Annotated in this window: 14 protein-coding genes; 11 read left to right on the plus strand and 3 right to left on the minus strand. The window is 68.7% G+C overall.

Annotated elements, in window-relative coordinates; all coding sequences use genetic code 11:
* The first annotated feature begins 190 nt into the window (after positions 1-190).
* The 5 genes from EST54_RS14070 to EST54_RS14090 all read left to right on the plus strand — a co-directional run bounded on the left by EST54_RS14070 (position 191) and on the right by EST54_RS14090 (position 5,211).
* Entirely contained in the window at positions 191-1,423 is a 1,233-nt protein-coding gene (locus EST54_RS14070; protein WP_129247949.1) for a class I SAM-dependent methyltransferase, read from the plus strand.
* A gap of 304 nt (positions 1,424-1,727) precedes the next feature.
* Positions 1,728-2,366, plus strand: coding sequence for a dTDP-4-dehydrorhamnose 3,5-epimerase family protein (locus tag EST54_RS14075; RefSeq protein WP_129247950.1), 639 nt, complete (start codon positions 1,728-1,730; stop codon positions 2,364-2,366).
* Positions 2,367-2,381: 15 nt separating this feature from the next.
* A complete protein-coding gene (locus tag EST54_RS14080) occupies positions 2,382-3,362 on the plus strand; it encodes an NAD-dependent epimerase/dehydratase family protein (RefSeq protein ID WP_244942513.1) in 981 nt (326 codons plus the stop codon).
* A 189-nt stretch (positions 3,363-3,551) separates the two neighbouring features.
* On the plus strand, positions 3,552-4,334 hold the full coding sequence (locus EST54_RS14085; protein ID WP_129247951.1) for an ABC transporter ATP-binding protein: 783 nt from the start codon (positions 3,552-3,554) through the stop codon (positions 4,332-4,334).
* A gap of 133 nt (positions 4,335-4,467) precedes the next feature.
* Entirely contained in the window at positions 4,468-5,211 is a 744-nt protein-coding gene (locus EST54_RS14090; protein ID WP_006608194.1) for an ABC transporter permease, read from the plus strand.
* Positions 5,212-5,263: 52 nt separating this feature from the next.
* Here EST54_RS14090 and EST54_RS14095 read toward each other — a convergent pair whose 3' ends face one another.
* On the minus strand, positions 5,264-6,286 hold the full coding sequence (locus EST54_RS14095; RefSeq protein ID WP_244942514.1) for an XRE family transcriptional regulator: 1,023 nt from the start codon (positions 6,284-6,286) through the stop codon (positions 5,264-5,266).
* A gap of 432 nt (positions 6,287-6,718) precedes the next feature.
* On the opposite strand from EST54_RS14095, the gene EST54_RS14100 reads away from it, so the two are divergent.
* On the plus strand, positions 6,719-7,087 hold the full coding sequence (locus EST54_RS14100; RefSeq protein ID WP_239012510.1) for a peptidoglycan-binding domain-containing protein: 369 nt from the start codon (positions 6,719-6,721) through the stop codon (positions 7,085-7,087).
* An 86-nt stretch (positions 7,088-7,173) separates the two neighbouring features.
* Here the strand turns inward: EST54_RS14100 and EST54_RS14105 are convergent, their stop codons facing one another.
* Entirely contained in the window at positions 7,174-8,352 is a 1,179-nt protein-coding gene (locus tag EST54_RS14105) for a hypothetical protein (protein ID WP_129247952.1), read from the minus strand.
* 842 nt (positions 8,353-9,194) lie between these two features.
* Between EST54_RS14105 and EST54_RS14110 the strand changes: the two genes are divergently transcribed.
* The 4 genes from EST54_RS14110 to EST54_RS14125 all read left to right on the plus strand — a co-directional run bounded on the left by EST54_RS14110 (position 9,195) and on the right by EST54_RS14125 (position 12,469).
* A complete protein-coding gene (locus tag EST54_RS14110; RefSeq protein WP_129247953.1) occupies positions 9,195-10,397 on the plus strand; it encodes a polysaccharide deacetylase family protein in 1,203 nt (400 codons plus the stop codon).
* A gap of 315 nt (positions 10,398-10,712) precedes the next feature.
* Positions 10,713-11,198, plus strand: coding sequence for a helix-turn-helix domain-containing protein (locus tag EST54_RS14115; RefSeq protein WP_129247954.1), 486 nt, complete (start codon positions 10,713-10,715; stop codon positions 11,196-11,198).
* Positions 11,199-11,282: 84 nt separating this feature from the next.
* Positions 11,283-11,744: a hypothetical protein gene (locus tag EST54_RS14120; RefSeq protein WP_129247955.1), complete on the plus strand. Its 462-nt coding sequence runs from the start codon at positions 11,283-11,285 to the stop codon at positions 11,742-11,744.
* A 380-nt stretch (positions 11,745-12,124) separates the two neighbouring features.
* Positions 12,125-12,469 (plus strand): hypothetical protein, encoded by a 345-nt coding sequence (locus tag EST54_RS14125; RefSeq protein WP_129247956.1) that lies wholly within the window; start codon positions 12,125-12,127, stop codon positions 12,467-12,469.
* 146 nt (positions 12,470-12,615) lie between these two features.
* Here the strand turns inward: EST54_RS14125 and EST54_RS14130 are convergent, their stop codons facing one another.
* A complete protein-coding gene (locus tag EST54_RS14130) occupies positions 12,616-13,542 on the minus strand; it encodes a LysR family transcriptional regulator (RefSeq protein ID WP_129247957.1) in 927 nt (308 codons plus the stop codon).
* A 132-nt stretch (positions 13,543-13,674) separates the two neighbouring features.
* On the opposite strand from EST54_RS14130, the gene EST54_RS14135 reads away from it, so the two are divergent.
* Positions 13,675-14,931, plus strand: a complete 1,257-nt coding sequence (locus EST54_RS14135) for an MFS transporter (RefSeq protein ID WP_129247958.1) — start codon at positions 13,675-13,677, stop codon at positions 14,929-14,931.
* The last annotated feature ends 7 nt before the right edge of the window (positions 14,932-14,938 follow it).

The following is a 14,938-nucleotide window of genomic DNA, read 5'->3' on the forward strand; positions in this document are numbered from 1 at the left end:
CTCAGGAAGGTGGCTCCGGCGTGCGGGTTCTGGAGCATTTTCCAGAATGGGCGCCGGAATCACGAGGACCCGGGACTTCGGCATTAGGGTCACCGGCAGTTACCTGGCGGGGCTCGCCGCGCCTGGCGTGGGCTCACGGCGCCGGTTCCGATCCGGTCCAGCCGATGGTGGAACGCGACCTGGAGAATCCATGATCATCGAAGACTGCCGTATCTGCGGCAACCGCAACCTGCTGCCGGTCCTCGACCTGGGCCCGCAGGCTCTCACCGGCGTCTTTCCCCGCACCCGGGACGAGGCCGTCCCGACGGTCCCGCTCGAACTGATCAAGTGCTCGCCGGACGGCTGCGGCCTCGTCCAGCTCCGCCACACCGCCGACTTCGGGCTGATGTACAACGAGAACTACGGCTACCGCTCCGGGATACGCCCGTTCATGGTCCAGCATCTCCACGGCAAGGTCGCGGCGATCACCGACCTGGTCGACCTCGGCCCCGACGATCTGGTCCTGGACATCGGCAGCAATGACTCGACACTGCTGCGCGGCTACCCCACGCCCGGCCCGAAGCTGGTCGGCATCGACCCGACCGGGCCGAAGTTCCGCGAGTACTACCCGGCGGACGCCGAGCTGATCCCCGACTTCTTCTCCCGCGACCTGTTCACCGAACGCTTCGGCTCGCGCCGCGCCAAGGTGGTCACCTCCATCGCGATGTTCTACGACCTGCCGCGGCCGATGGCGTTCATGCAGGACGTGTACGACGTCCTCGACGACGACGGCATCTGGGTGATGGAGCAGAGCTACCTGCCGGCGATGATCGAGGGCACCGCCTACGACGTGGTGTGCCATGAGCATCTGGAGTACTACGCGCTGCGGCAGATCGAGTGGATGGCCGAGCGCGTCGGGTTCACCGTCCTCAAGGCCGAACTCACCGAGGTCTACGGCGGCAGCCTCTGTGTGACCCTCGCCAAGCGGCCCGGCCACTACCCCGTGGACGAGGCGGGGCTGGCCGCCGTCCGCGCCCGGGAAACCGCCCTCGGACTGGACACCATGGCCCCGTTCGAGGCGTTCGCGAAGCGCGTCCACGGCTACCGAGACCGTCTTCGTGACTTCCTCGACGAGTCGCGCAAGGCGGGCAAGGTGACCCTCGGGTACGGCGCTTCGACCAAGGGCAATGTCATCCTGCAGTTCTGCGGGCTCACCGAGGACGATCTGCCGTGCATCGGCGAGCCCAACGCCGACAAGTCCGGCTGCTTCACGCCCGGCACGGGCATCCCGATCGTGTCCGAGGAGGAGGCCAAGTCCCGGCGCCCCGACCAGCTGCTGGTGCTCCCCTGGATCTACCGGGAGGGCTTCATCGAGCGGGAGAGCGCCTTCCTGGCCGGCGGCGGCAAGCTGGTCTTCCCGCTGCCCGAGCTCTCCGTCGTCTGACCCTGCCGCTGCCGCCCGGCAGGGACCGTCCGGACCCGGCATTAGGGAATCTTCCACATGGGTCCCGCCCATACTGAGGCAGCCACAGCCGGGTCCGGCCCGTCCCTCCGGCCGGACCCCACGGACCGTGCGCGGTGCGGCGCCGAGCCGCACCTGCCTGCACACGGCACAAACCTGTTTCCGAACGTGGTGGGAGCGCGAAAACGTGAGTGACATGAGGCGCACCGAACCGATCCGGCCGCAGCGGCCCGGCGCGCGCCCCGCGGCGTCGTCCGCACCCGACGCGACGGGCAGGTGATCCGTGATGCGTACCCGAGAACTCGCCGTCGCCGGCGGCTTCGAATTCACGCCCGACATCCACTCGGACCACCGTGGCCTGTTCGTCTCGCCGTTGCAGGACGAGGCGTTCGTCGCGGCGGTCGGCCACCGGTTCCCCGTGGCACAGACCAACCACAGCCGGTCGGCGAAGGGGGTGCTGCGCGGTCTGCACTTCACGGCCACTCCCCCGGGCCAGGCCAAGTACGTCTACTGCGCGCGGGGGCAGGCGCTGGACGCCGTCGTGGACATCCGGGTGGGGTCACCCACCTTCGGCAAGTGGGACCTCGTCACGATGGATTCGGAGTCCTTCCGGGCCGTGTACATCCCCGACGGGCTCGCCCATGCCTTTCTGGCACTTGAGGACGACACGGTCATGTCGTACCTCGTGAGCAGCGCCTACCAGGCCGAGCTGGAGCATGCGATCGATCCGCTCGACCCCGCGATCGGGCTGCCCTGGCCGCCCGAGGTGGAGTTCCTCCTCTCCGCGCGGGACACCGTCGCGCCCAGCCTGGCGGAGGCCGAGGCCAAGGGCATGCTCCCGAAGTACGCCGACTGCCTGTCGGCCGGGCCGGCCGCCGAACCGGCGGGGCACCCCGACCGGTCGGCGGTCCGGCTCGGTGACTGAGGAATATCCGGCTCAGTGAGTGATGAGGAAGGTGCCGTGGCACCGTTGATGCCGTCCCCCGGCCCCGTCCGTGTCGCGGTACTGGGGGCCACCGGTTGCATGGGCCGGCACCTGTGCGCCGCCTTCTCGGCCGAGGGGAGCGAGGTCGTCGCGATCGCCCGCCGGTACGCGCCGCAGGTCGCCGCCCACCGGTTCCTGTCCCTCGATGTCGCGGGCAGCACCAGCGACGAGCTCGCCCGGGTGCTGACCCGTGAAGCGGTCGATGTGGTGGTCAATGCCACCCTCGGCTGGGGGGACGAACTGCACTACACCAACGTGCAGTTGGTGGAACGGCTCCTCGGCGCCCTGGCGAAGCTGCCGGCCCCTCCCCGGCTGGTCCACCTCGGCACCATCCACGAGTACGGCCCAGTCCCCTTCGGGACGTCCATCCACGAGGACATGGCGCCCGCTCCGGAGAATCCCTACGCCAAGGCGAAGCTCACCGCCTCGCGGATGGTTCTCGACGCCGCCCGGGACGGTGCCCTCGACGCCGTGGTCCTGCGGCTGGCCAACACCCTGGGGCCGCACCCCGCGCTGGAGAGTTTCTTCGGGTCCCTGGCGGTCCGGCTCCGCGGTGCCGACGCGGCCACGGGCGTCGAGCTGACGATCGCCGATGCCCGGCGTGATTACGTCGATGTCCGGGACGCCGTGGACGCCGTGGTCCGGGCGGCCCGGATTGCCCGCGCCGACCCGCTGGTCAACATCGGCTGCGGCCGCGCCATGGACGTACGGACGCTGGTGGGCGAGCTCGTCGCGGCCGCCGGGCTGCCGGCGGAGACGGTTCGCGAGCAGCGCGGTGAGGTGCGCAGCAGGGGCGCCGACTGGATCCAGGTCGACATCTCCCGTGCCGGACGCCTCCTGGGCTGGCACCCCCGGTTCACCATCGGGGAATCCATGCGGGCCATGTGGGAGACCGTGTGCGCCGACCAGCCGCTCCCGGCCCGGAACCTCGGCTGAGCAGCGGCGGGTGCGTCGCTTACGTCGCGGCAACGCAAACGCTAGGGATTTGCCGGGTAGTTCGTGCTCGGCGCGACAGAACGCGAAGAGTTTTGCTCAGCCATGTCAGAATATGCTCAAGCGAGCAAATCATTCGACCGCGCGTTGGACGACCGGACGAGATGCGCATCCGCCAGGCAGGAGGCCGCCATGACCGCCCCGATCATCAGCGCCAAGGGGCTCGCCCGCACCTACACGACCAAGAAGGGCCCGGTCGAGGCGGTGCGGGGCATCGACCTCACCGTGGCCGCCGGGGAGATCCTCGGCTTCCTCGGTCCCAACGGCGCCGGTAAGACCACCACGATGCGCATGCTCACCACACTGCTGCCCCCCACCGGGGGAAGCGCCACGGTCGCCGGGCACGATCTGGCGAGCGACCCGGCCGGGGTGCGCCGGTGCATCGGCTATGTGGCCCAGGTGAGCGGGGTCGACCCGGCTATCAGCGTGCGCGAGGAACTGGTCACCCAGGGCCGGCTGTACCGACTCGGCAAGACCGCGGCCAAGAACCGGGCACAGGAACTCGCCGAGGATCTCGACCTGGCCGAACTCCTCGACCGGCCCACCCGTGCGCTCTCCGGAGGCCAGCGGCGCCGCCTCGACATCGCCCTGGGCCTGACCCACCGGCCCGAGCTGCTGTTCCTCGACGAGCCGACGACCGGACTCGACCCCGGCAGCCGCTCCGACGTGTGGGATCTGGTGCACCGCATCCGGGCCGAGGGCACCACGGTCTTTCTGACCACGCACTACCTCGACGAGGCGGACGTCCTCTCCGACCGGCTCGTCATCGTCGACGACGGCCTGGTCGCCGCCGAGGGCACCCCGCAGGAGCTGAAGCTGCGGTACGCGGGCTCGGAATCGGCCAGCCTGCGCGAAGCCTTCCTCGCCATCACGGGCCACCGCGCCCCCGCTCCCGAAGCCCCTGTCGCTGTCTGACTGCCCGCTCCCCACGGAGGCTGACGTGCCGCACTCGTCCCCCACCGCATCCTCGGTGCCGACGGCATCCAGGCCCGCGGAGGTACCGTCCCGACGCCACGCGGCCAGGAAGAGTTCCCGCCTGGCCGACCTCGTGGCCGATACCCGCCTGATCCTCGGGCGCTATCTGCGGCAGACGCTGCGCGCCAAGATCGGCCTGGTGGTGGGCGTCCTCATGCCGCTGCTGGTGCTGTTCTTCTTCGGTCCCCTGCTGACCCACGTCCAGCTCGGTACGGGCGGTGACGCCTGGCAGACACTGGTGCCGGGGCTGCTGGTGCAACTCGGCATGTTCAGCGCCGCCTTCGCCGGCATCGGCATTCTCATCGAGAAGCAGCACGGTGTGATCGAGCGGATGCAGGTCACCCCGGTCAGCCGGCTGGCACTGCTCATGGGGCGGGTGCTGCGCGATGTGGTGCAGATGCTGGCCCAGTCGCTGCTGCTGGTACTGGCAGGCATGGTCATGGGGCTGCGTGCCCCGGTGCTCGGCGTCCTCATCGGCTTTCTGTTCGTCGCCGCCCTCACGGTGGCGCTGGCCTCGCTGTCCTATGGGCTGGCCATGCGGCTGAACTCCCCCGAGGAGTTCGCCCCGGTGGTCAACACCATCAACCTGCCGGTCATGCTGCTCTCCGGCATCCTGCTGCCGATGTCGCTGGCGCCCCGGTGGCTCGACGTGGTGTCGCAACTCGTGCCGCTGCGCTACCTCGTGGAAGCGGTCCGGGCCGCGTTCCTCGGCCAGTACAGCAGCACCGCGATGATCCGGGGCGCGCTGGTCGCGGCGGTCCTCGCGGCGATCTCGGTCTTCCTCGGCGCCCGGATCTTCCGCAAGGCCGGGGCGTAGGCGTACTGACCCGCAGGGAGCAGGTGTAGTGCCCCGCAGGGCAGCGTCATCGTCATGCGGGCGGTATCAGGGTGATGAGGAATTCCTGGTCGCGGGCGCCCGAGCAGCGACCCTGGACGATTTCGGCCCCGTCGACGGTGTCCTGGTCGCGGACGGAAAGACATTGACCGGTGGCGGCGGGGCGGAGCCGGAAGTGTGCCGAGGCCCGCGGGTCGAGGGGTTCGATCCGGAATTGTTGGGCGGGGTTGTCCTCGGCGCAGTCGTCCCGGGGTTCGATCAGATCGCGTCCGGGGCCGTCGTGTAAGAGGGTCAGGCAGCCGATGCCGTACTTCGGATGGTGCCACTGGATCTGCACCAGGTTCTCGCCGACGGGTTCGACGTAGGTGCGGGGCGCGACGGCTTGTGCGCAGGGGTACTGGGCCGCGATGGCCGTGGCGTAGTGGTGCGTGCGGTCTCGTCCTTCGGTGACGCAGAGCCGTGGGGTGCGGGCGGGGTGGATCTGTGCCCAGCTGCCCACGGCCAGGAGGGCCAGGCCCTGCACCGCGTGGGTGGCGGTTGTGGTGCGGTGCGGTGCGGACAGGGCCGACAGCAGTGTCTGTGCGCCCAGGGCCGCCCCGGCGCCGATCGCTGCGGCCGCGATCAAGCGCAGGTGGCGGTGCCGGTATCGGGACCGCGGCGCACGGTCGACTTCGGCCGGGTCCGATGCCGCCCGCTCGTCGGCGCCGGGCGGGACGGGACCGGTACGAGGACCGGGGGGCTGCTGGGCCATGGCCAGGCATCGGCGAGCGTCCAACCACCGCTGGGTCTCGGCCGCACCGAGTCCGCAGGCGCGGGTGAACGCGGCGACGAACGGCTCGCGCGGCAGCGTGGCGCGACCCAGAGCAGTCGCGATCGTGCTGGAGGCCAGCGTGTCCCCGCGCGCCGCGGCCTTCCCTTCCAGCTGCCGGTAGGACAACCCCGACCAGGCCCGCAGGGCACGCAACGCCGCGGTGAACTCCTCGGCAGTGCGGGCCCGGTCCGGCTGCGGTAATCCGGGGGGCGGCTGGGCGCCGTTGCTGTCTGCCCCTGGTTTCACGATTCCACGGTAGCGGGGGCTCACAGCCGGGCGCTCCCGGCAAATTCGTCAACTATTCCTCACCTGGCGTGCTGTTCAGCCATGTTCGGGATCTGCCGTCCGGCAGTGTTCGGCGCTGGTCGGGACTGTTCCGAACGTACGCGAACGCCTGGATGGCTTGTGCACGCTCGCCGTCATGGGGAATCTCTGAACAGACGTCATCGGCCGCCCCCGGCGTGCGGGAAGCGGGGAGTCCGGCCGACCCGGGGTGCCTCGTGAAGTGCGCCGGCGCGCCCCGTAGGGGCCACGGATGCCGCATCCGGTGCCGCGTCAGCCCGAGCCCCTGCCGCCAAGAGCTGGAAGGAGTCGCACTGATGATCAACCATCGACTGCGACGACGTGCCAGGCGCCGCAGGCCGATGCCCTTCACCCTGCTGTGAAAAGGAGAAGTTCATGTCCATGACGCTCACCAGGCGAGCCGGGCTCGTCGTCTCGGCGTTCGCACTCGGCGCGGCAGCTGTCTCCGCCGGACCGGCGATCGCCTCACCCGCCTCCGTATCGGCTGCGCCGGCCTCGGAGAGCGCCTGCCCCTACAGCCTGTCCCACCCGACTCTCTACCCCGGCGACACCGGCAAGGCCGTCGCCCACGCACAGTGCCTGCTGAACATCTACGGCCGGGGCCTCGCCGAGGACGGCATGTTCGGCTCCAGCACCAAAGCCGCCGTCGTGTGGGCGCAGGGACGATGCCACCTCACCAAGGACGGCATCGTCGGCCCGAAGACGTGGAACTGCCTGCACCCGGACGTGAGCCCCAACCCCTGACCTGCTCGGGGTGACGAGTCACGCGAGGGAAGGTGGACGACGGGGTCCCTGCTCACTTCGGGCAGGGACCCCGGATTGCCGTTCGGTCAGTTCTTCCGACCGAGCCAGGTCGTCGACGGGATCGTCTGGCCCGTAGCCTCGGGCTTGTCCTCGTCCTTGCCATGGCCCTGAATCAGGACGCGCGCCGGGATGAGGACCGTCTTCAACCCCTTCCCAGGGGTAGCGTCGTAGATCTGGTAGACGATGTAGCCGATGTACCAGGCGCCGTTCGCCCGGGCCTCGATCCATCCCGCCTTGTCGTCACCGGGGATATTGACTGTCTCCTCGTCAGAGACTGTCCGTTCCCACTTCTTGGTGGTGGTGGTCGCCTCGCTGTACTGGAAGTTTCCCTCAACGCCGGGGCCGAATCCGCCGGTCTCACCCGGAGGCGTGAGAGTTGCGGTGATCTTGCCGCCCACGTTCCATTCCGTCTTCTTGGCTTCCTCCCGTCCTACCTTCGCCTCGTACTTCACCTTTGAGCTCTTGTAGCCAACCCCGGCGGGGAGCTGCACCAGGGACGGGTACGCCTCGTCGAGCTTGCCCACGAAGCCGCACCGCAACCCGGGAAACTTGCGGGGCGTTTCCGTGGGGTGAGTGGGCATTTCGCAGACCTGCTTCGCGTTCATTCCGTCGAACCAGGGTTCCTTGTCCTGTGTGTTCTTGTCCCGAACATCCAGATAACCCGCGACGCCGGGGTCAAAGCCGAGTGCCTTCGCCTTTTCGGAACCCTGCTGGTCGAAAACGACTTCGCCCTGGTTCGCTCCGGTGTCCGGGTTGCGCGTCGGGTCCTGGAAAAAGGGCTTCGCGTTCTTCCGCTCGTCCTGTGAGGCGCCGTCCGCCACCTTTTCCTGGACCTTCAGAATCTCTTCGATCACCTCGGACGGCTTGAACTTCTCGTTGACCCGCTGGGCCGTGATCTCCTTGAGCTTGCCGTTCTCATCGCTCCACTGCCCCATCGGGTAGCCCCAGACGGACTCCCGGTCGTTCAGGACGAAGCCGCTGTCCTCAAGGCACTTCTTCGCTTCGGCCTCCGTGTGGAGCGGGAGCACCTGCGCGTCCGCCCCGGTCCCGGTCGGCTTTCGGCAGCCGCTCGGCGTTGACCCGGTGGGGTCCGCCTGAGCCAGCCCGCCGGATGTGACAACGAGGATTGCTCCCGTGAGCAGGGCGGAAGATCTCATCCATCTCCCCCGAGCCCTACGGTGATCTGTGGTCTTCGGAACATTCATGGAGGGGTTCTCCTTGGCGTAAGGTCTGCACCGCATGTGACCCGAGGGTCGAGAACATAACCGCGAAAGACTTCGACGAACTCCCGAGAAACGACCCCCTGTCGGGCATGCGTCGTTCTTCTCACCGGCCCCGTACGGGCGTCGAGAACAATCTCGGACGCCAGTTGCCTCACTCCTACTCGACATGACGAAAGTCCCGTGGTGAAGGTTCACTCAGGGCGGACTTCCTTGCGGAGCAGGATGTGATCTCTGCGAATTGAAGTGCATCCGTATCACTGATCCATGTCAACGAGACTCCGTTAACACTGCGGTTCATCAGCGTTAGGCATTGTGGTCCACCGTCTTTGGGCTCCGGAATGCCCGGCGCGGGCCCTGTGGTTCACCGTCATGCAGGCGGCGAGCCCTCGGCATCCTCCCCAACACGCCAACCCGACACGGCCCCTGTTCCGAGTCGAGGCCGGGCGGCACGGCGTACGGCTCCCGGCCGTGCGCGTGAGCCGCGGCGCCGACGGATCCTGCCGGCGGTCTCCCGCCAGGGTGCCCCGAACATTAGTGAGGCGTTATTGGTTCGCTAGCGATCTCCGTGAGAGTCATGTGCGTCCAAGGGCGTTGCGTGGGTTGAGGTCACTGCGGCCTTCGGCTTCCTGCCGCGCCACAGAGAACAGGGGGAGCACACGATGCAGAAGATGGCGGAGCGTAAGCCGCCCGCGACCCTCTGTTGAGAATTCTCCTCCTCGGGGCCAAAGCGGAACCTCAACATCCGCCTCTCCCTCTTTCTGGGCGTCCCACTTCTCCGGGCGTCCTACATACCAGTACTTCGAACGAATCCAACGGGGACCGTTATGCGTGAATTCAGCCGCCGGAACATATTCGGACTCGGGGTAGGAGCGGCGGCCGCGCTCTCCGTGGCCGGCTGCTCTCCCTCCGGGTCGTCGGCCTCCGAGAAAGTCGGAAGCACGTCAGGAAAGACCGCGCAGGGCAAGCCGATAGGCGACGGCTCGACCGCGTACCTCGGAAAGCAGCCCCATCAGCCGTCCGCACCGGAGAAGCTGGAGCCGGGCCAGAAGCCACCGCAGTTCGTCGTCTTCTCCTGGGACGGCGCCGGCGAGGTGGGCAACGGCCTCTTCCCGCGGTTCCGCAAGCTCGCCAAGGACCACAACGCCTCGATGACCTTCTTCCTGTCCGGGCTGTATCTGCTGCCCGAGTCGAAGAAGCGCATGTACCGCCCGCCGAACAATCCCGTCGGCGCCTCCGACATCGGCTACCTCACCGATGCCCACATCAAGGAGACGCTGAAGAACGTGCGCGCGGCGTGGCTGGAGGGCCACGAGATAGGCACCCACTTCAACGGCCACTTCTGCGGCACCAGCTCGGGCTCGGTGGCGCACTGGACCCCCGCTCAGTGGGACGACGAGATCAAGCAGGCCATGGACTTCGTCACCAAGTGGCGGACCAACACCGGCTTCACCGACCTCGAACCGCTGCCCTTCGACTACAGCAAGGAACTCGTCGGCGGCCGTACGCCGTGCCTGCTCGGCCAGGACAACCTGCTGCCCACGGCACGCAAGCTCGGCTGGCGCTACGACGCCAGCTCACCCGGCGGCCTCCAGGTCTGGCCCACCAAGAAGCAGGGCCTGTGGGACTTCCCGCTCCAGGGGATACCGTTCCCCGGCCACTCCTTCCCGGTCCTCTCGATGGACTACAACATCATGGCCAACCAGTCGAAGAACTCCACCAAGGCCCCGCCGGCCAACTACCCGGGCTGGCGCAAGCAGGCCACCGACGCCTACATCGCCGGCTTCAAGCGGGCCTACGAGACCAACCGGGCGCCGTTCTTCATCGGCAACCACTTCGAGCAGTGGAACGGCGGCATCTACATGGACGCCGTCGAAGAGGCGTTCAAGCACATGGCGGACAAGAAATACAAGGACGTGCGGCTGGTCTCCTTCCGCCAGCTCTGCGACTGGCTGGACGCCCAGGACCCGAAAGTCCTCGCCGACCTGCGCCGACTCGGGGTGGGTCAGCAGTTCACCGGACGCGGCTGATCCGCACGCGGCCCGGAAGGTGCGCGTGACGTGCACCTGCGGCACCTGGGGACGATCCCGGCCAGGGCCGGGACGCGTCGAGCGGCTGGCCGCAGCGACCGGCCACTACCAGGGCTGACCAGCTGTTTCGCCGGCCGCGTGCCGCCGCGGTCACCACGACGGCGCCAGACCGATCACCGTCCCCCACTATTTCGCTAACCATTGCTGGTCTTATTGCCCCTAAGGCTCAAGAAAGTGGGGTAAAGGAAGGTAAAACGGGTTTCTACCCATACTCATGCGCGATAGATTGGACGTCGGCCCAAGGTGTACGAGCTGATGGCCGGGACCATCGCGGTGAGCATCCCCGAACGCCGCTACGAGATCCTGGCCGGCTTGCTCATCGAAGCCGTCGCGACCGAGGCGGCGGGCGAATCGGCCCGCGAGGCAGCGCTCCGCGTCGCCCGCCAGCACGGAGTGGCCCTGGGTGCCACCGAACGTGCACGCGTACGCCCCGGGCGGCTCGGCGCCGAGCGCGGACTGAGCCTGGCCGCAGAGACGCTGGAGGAATTCGGCTACGAGCCGGACCGCAGCGCCCCCACGGTGCTGCGCCTGCGCAACTGCCCCTTCCACTCCCTGGCCGTCCAGGCCCCGGAGCTTGTCTGCGGCCTCAATCAAGCTTTCCTCGCCGGCTACCTGCACGGCCTGGGGAGCCACAAGACCACAGCGATCCTGGCCCCGCGGCCCGGCTCGTGCTGCGTCGAACTGCGCGGAGACGAGGCTGCGGGAAGGATCCCGGAGAACGGCACCACCTGCGCACGATGACCCCCTGCCCCGCGTCGGAGCGTCGTCACTGACAGAGGTGCCTCAGATCGCGTGACCAACGTGACGGATGCATCTGGAGTCTCCATGAACTCCATGACCACCACCGAAGCCGCCCTACGAGGGCTGGGGGTGTGTTGCGCCATCGGCAACGCGGTGGTGCATGCCCTCCTCATCCCCGACCACCTTGAGGAGAAGTTCTACATCGGCGTCCTCTTCGCCGTGGGCAGCGCCGTGATGCTGGCCGTGGCGGTCGGCCTTGCCACCATGAGGCGCCCCGCGGCCGCGTGGCTGACCGGGACCGTCGTGAGCCTGGGAATGATCGTCGGGTTCGCGCTGTCGCGCACCGTCGGTCTGCCGGACGGCTACTACGAGCACGACTGGGAGCCGCCGTACGGGCTCCTCTCCTTGATCACCGAAGGGCTGTTCGTCATCGTCTTCCTGGCGTGGCTCACGAGACGGGAGGGGCCACAGCGCATCTTCCAGCCGCCCCGCACGCCGGGTCGCGAGCGGATCCACGCCCGGCGGAACCCTTCCGAACAGGACTGACGCGCACGGTCCAGGGACGCGCTCGCTTCAGGGGATGCGCCCCCTCCGGGGGACGGAATGGTTCGCGGCGGCGCGTGGGGCCCACGTGGGCGAGCACGAGGCCGCGGGGGTATGGGCCGTGCGGGCTTTCGACGCTATTTCAATTGGCGTGCCGACGGCAGTAGTTGAGAGCTGCTGCGGCCATGGCGGCGCGGCGGCAGATATTCCAGGCGAAGAGAATTCATCGTTCATCGGGGCGGGTGCACGAGGGCTGCTGTCCGCGGAATGGGGGACGTGCAGTTCACGGCACGGATCGGCGTGTGATCCAAGATCGGAAACCGATATGAAATCGCAGGTTTGAAAGAGGTTTCAGGTACCCGCGCGAGGCAAGCAAGCAGGACATGAGCAATCCCCATGAACCCATACCCGCACATGACACCTATCACCCCTATGGCCGCAACCGGTACGGCGCCGGGGCAAACCGGGCAGCAATGATTGTCCACACCATCGCGGACATCGCCGCAGGATTTCTGGGCCTCTGGATCCTGCTGTACCTGCTTGAGGCAAACCAGGGAAATGTCTTCGTCGACTTTGTGCACGGTATGGCCGACTGGCTCGCCGGCTGGTCCCAGGACATCTTCACCATGAAGCTTGAAGGGCTGCGGGTTTTCCTCAATTACGGCCTGCCTGCGGTGATTTACCTTCTGCTCGGTCATGGGATCGCTGCGCGGATACGCCGCCTCTGACCGAATTCGGACCGGCGTGCAGATTGATGGCCGGCGCGCTCGCCGTCCCGATGCCGGGACTTTCGGCGAGCGCGTCACGTATGCCGGTTGTCGGCGTAGTCCGTGATCCGATCATGCGTGATCCGATCATGCGTGCTCCGACCCCGTTAGGCCCACGTCGGTGTCCAGGTCTCGGCGTCGGCGTCATGAGCCCGTCCGGAGCAGAGGTGGTCGCGGAGTGCGGTGAGTGTGGGGTGTGGGTTGTCGCGGTGCCATACCAGTGAGTGCGGGTAGACGGGCATCGGATCCCGCACGGCGATGCGCCGCAGGTCGTGGTCGGCGGGCCAGACGAGGCGGGTGTGCTCGCCGACGAAGGTCGCCAGTGTCCGGGAGTCGGCGAGGGTGTCCAGCAGGGGTTCGGTGCCGAAGTCCGGGCCGGTGATCTCGATGGTGAGCCCGAACGCGGCGGCGAGGTCGTCGTAGAAGGCGGCCGACTCGGTTCCGGGTACCAGGCCGGGCATCCAGATCCGGTGCCCGACGAGGTCGGCGGGCGTGACCGCGCGGGCGGCGGCGAGCTCGTGGGCCGGTCCCGTGAGCAGCTGGATGGGCTCGTCGTAGACCCGGGCGGCCCCGATGTCGTCGGGGAGCTGCCGGCCGGGCATGGTGACGGCGCGGAAGGACGCGTCGATCGTGCCGGAGCGGATGGCCTCGACGGCCGCCTCGGCGTCGAAGAGGGTCACGACATCGAGCTCGGCCTCAGGGCGCGCACGATGGAAGTCGCCCAGGAGGGCGGCCGGGCCGAGCCGTCGGCCGATCACGTCCACGCGCAGCGCGCGGCGGCCGGGACGCACGGAAGCCATGGCCCGCTCTTCGGCCCGCAGGAGAGCGCGGGCGTGCGGCAGGAACGCCTGGCCGTCGATGGTGAGCTGGGTGCCTCGCCCGGTGCGGGTGAACAGCCGCACGCCGAGGACCTTCTCCAGCGTGGCGATGCGCTTGGAGACGCCCTGCTGGGTGACCGACAGTTCCGCGGCGGCGTCCTGGAACCGCCCCGTGTCCACCACCGCCACAAAGGTGCGCACCGCCTCGATATCCACGCCGACCACGCTATCGGCACAACGATTGGTGGTGCGTCCTGGCCGATCGGTTGTTTGATCTCGCCGTCTCCCCCTCGCTTAGATGCCGGTGGTCAGGGCTGGTGGTTCGGTTCGGCGAGGGGGGCGGTGGGCATGGCGGGCAGGCGGGCGCTGGGGCGTCGGTTCGGGTGGTTGTGGGCGGCGTATGCGGTCAGCGCGTACGGATCGGGGCTCGGCTTCGGCGCGCTTCCCCTGATCGCGGTGCTGGTGCTGCACTGCGGGCCGGCCCAGGTGGCGACGCTCGCTGCCGCCGGGCGGGCCGTGGGAGCCCTGGTCGCGGTGCCGATCGGTCCCTGGGTGGAGTTCCGTCGCAAGCGGCCGGTCATGGTGGCGATGGACCTGATCCGGTTCGCGGCGTTGATGAGTGTCCCCGCCGCGTTCGCGCTCGGGCGGCTCGGCTTCGCCCAGCTCCTCCTCGTCTCCGTGGTCACCGCAGCGGCCGACATCGCCTTCAAGGCGGCCAGCGGCGCGTACCTGAAGGCGCTCGTGCCGCCGGCGGACCTGCTCGTCGCGAACAGCCGGTTCGAGTCCACGACATGGACCTCGACCACGGTCGGACCGCCGCTCGGCGGGGCCGCGATCGGGCTGTTCGGACCGGTGACGACCGTGGTGGCCGACGCGGTCAGCTATCTGCTCTCGGCGCTGGGCATCCGCGCCATCGGCGGGACGGAACCGCACCCCGCGCGGACCGGTGCGGCACGGCTGCGCGCGAGCGACCTGCTCGAAGGATGGCGCCACATCCTCACCCACCCGGCGCTGCGCCCGCTGTTCTTCAACGCGATCGTGGTCAACGGCCTGATCATGGCCTCCCAGCCGCTGCTCGCCGTACTCCTGTTGGGCCCCCTCGGGTTCGCACCCTGGCAGTACGGTCTCGTGTTCGCGGCCCCGTGCGTCGGTGGCCTGGTCGGCTCGCGCCTGGCGCACCGACTCGTGGCGCGGTTCGGCCAGGACCGGGTGCTGCGCACCTCAGGGGTGCTGCGCGCATGCTGGCCACTCGGACTGGCAGGTGTCCAGCCCGGCGTCCCCGGGATCGTCCTGGTCATCGTCGTCCAATTCGGCCTGGTGACCTGCTGCGGACTGTTCAACCCCGTACTGGCGACCTGCCGGCTCGACCACACCGGCCCCGACCGGGTCGCGCGCACCCTGGCCGCGTGGTCGATCGGCAGCAGCGCCGCCATCGCGGCCCTGACCGCCCTCTGGGGTCTGCTGGCCACCGTCACCAGCCCCCGCACCGCGATCGCCGCCGCCGGAGTCCTCCTCCTGGCCACCCCGCTGCTGCTCCCGCGCCGCGAGAACGCGTCCCAGGACGAGCTCAGGACGAGCGCACGGGTGCCGGAGTCCACGACGTGAGCGATCT

Origin of the sequence: Streptomyces sioyaensis (assembly GCF_004122735.1) — a bacterium.
Classification (GTDB): domain Bacteria; phylum Actinomycetota; class Actinomycetes; order Streptomycetales; family Streptomycetaceae; genus Streptomyces; species Streptomyces sioyaensis.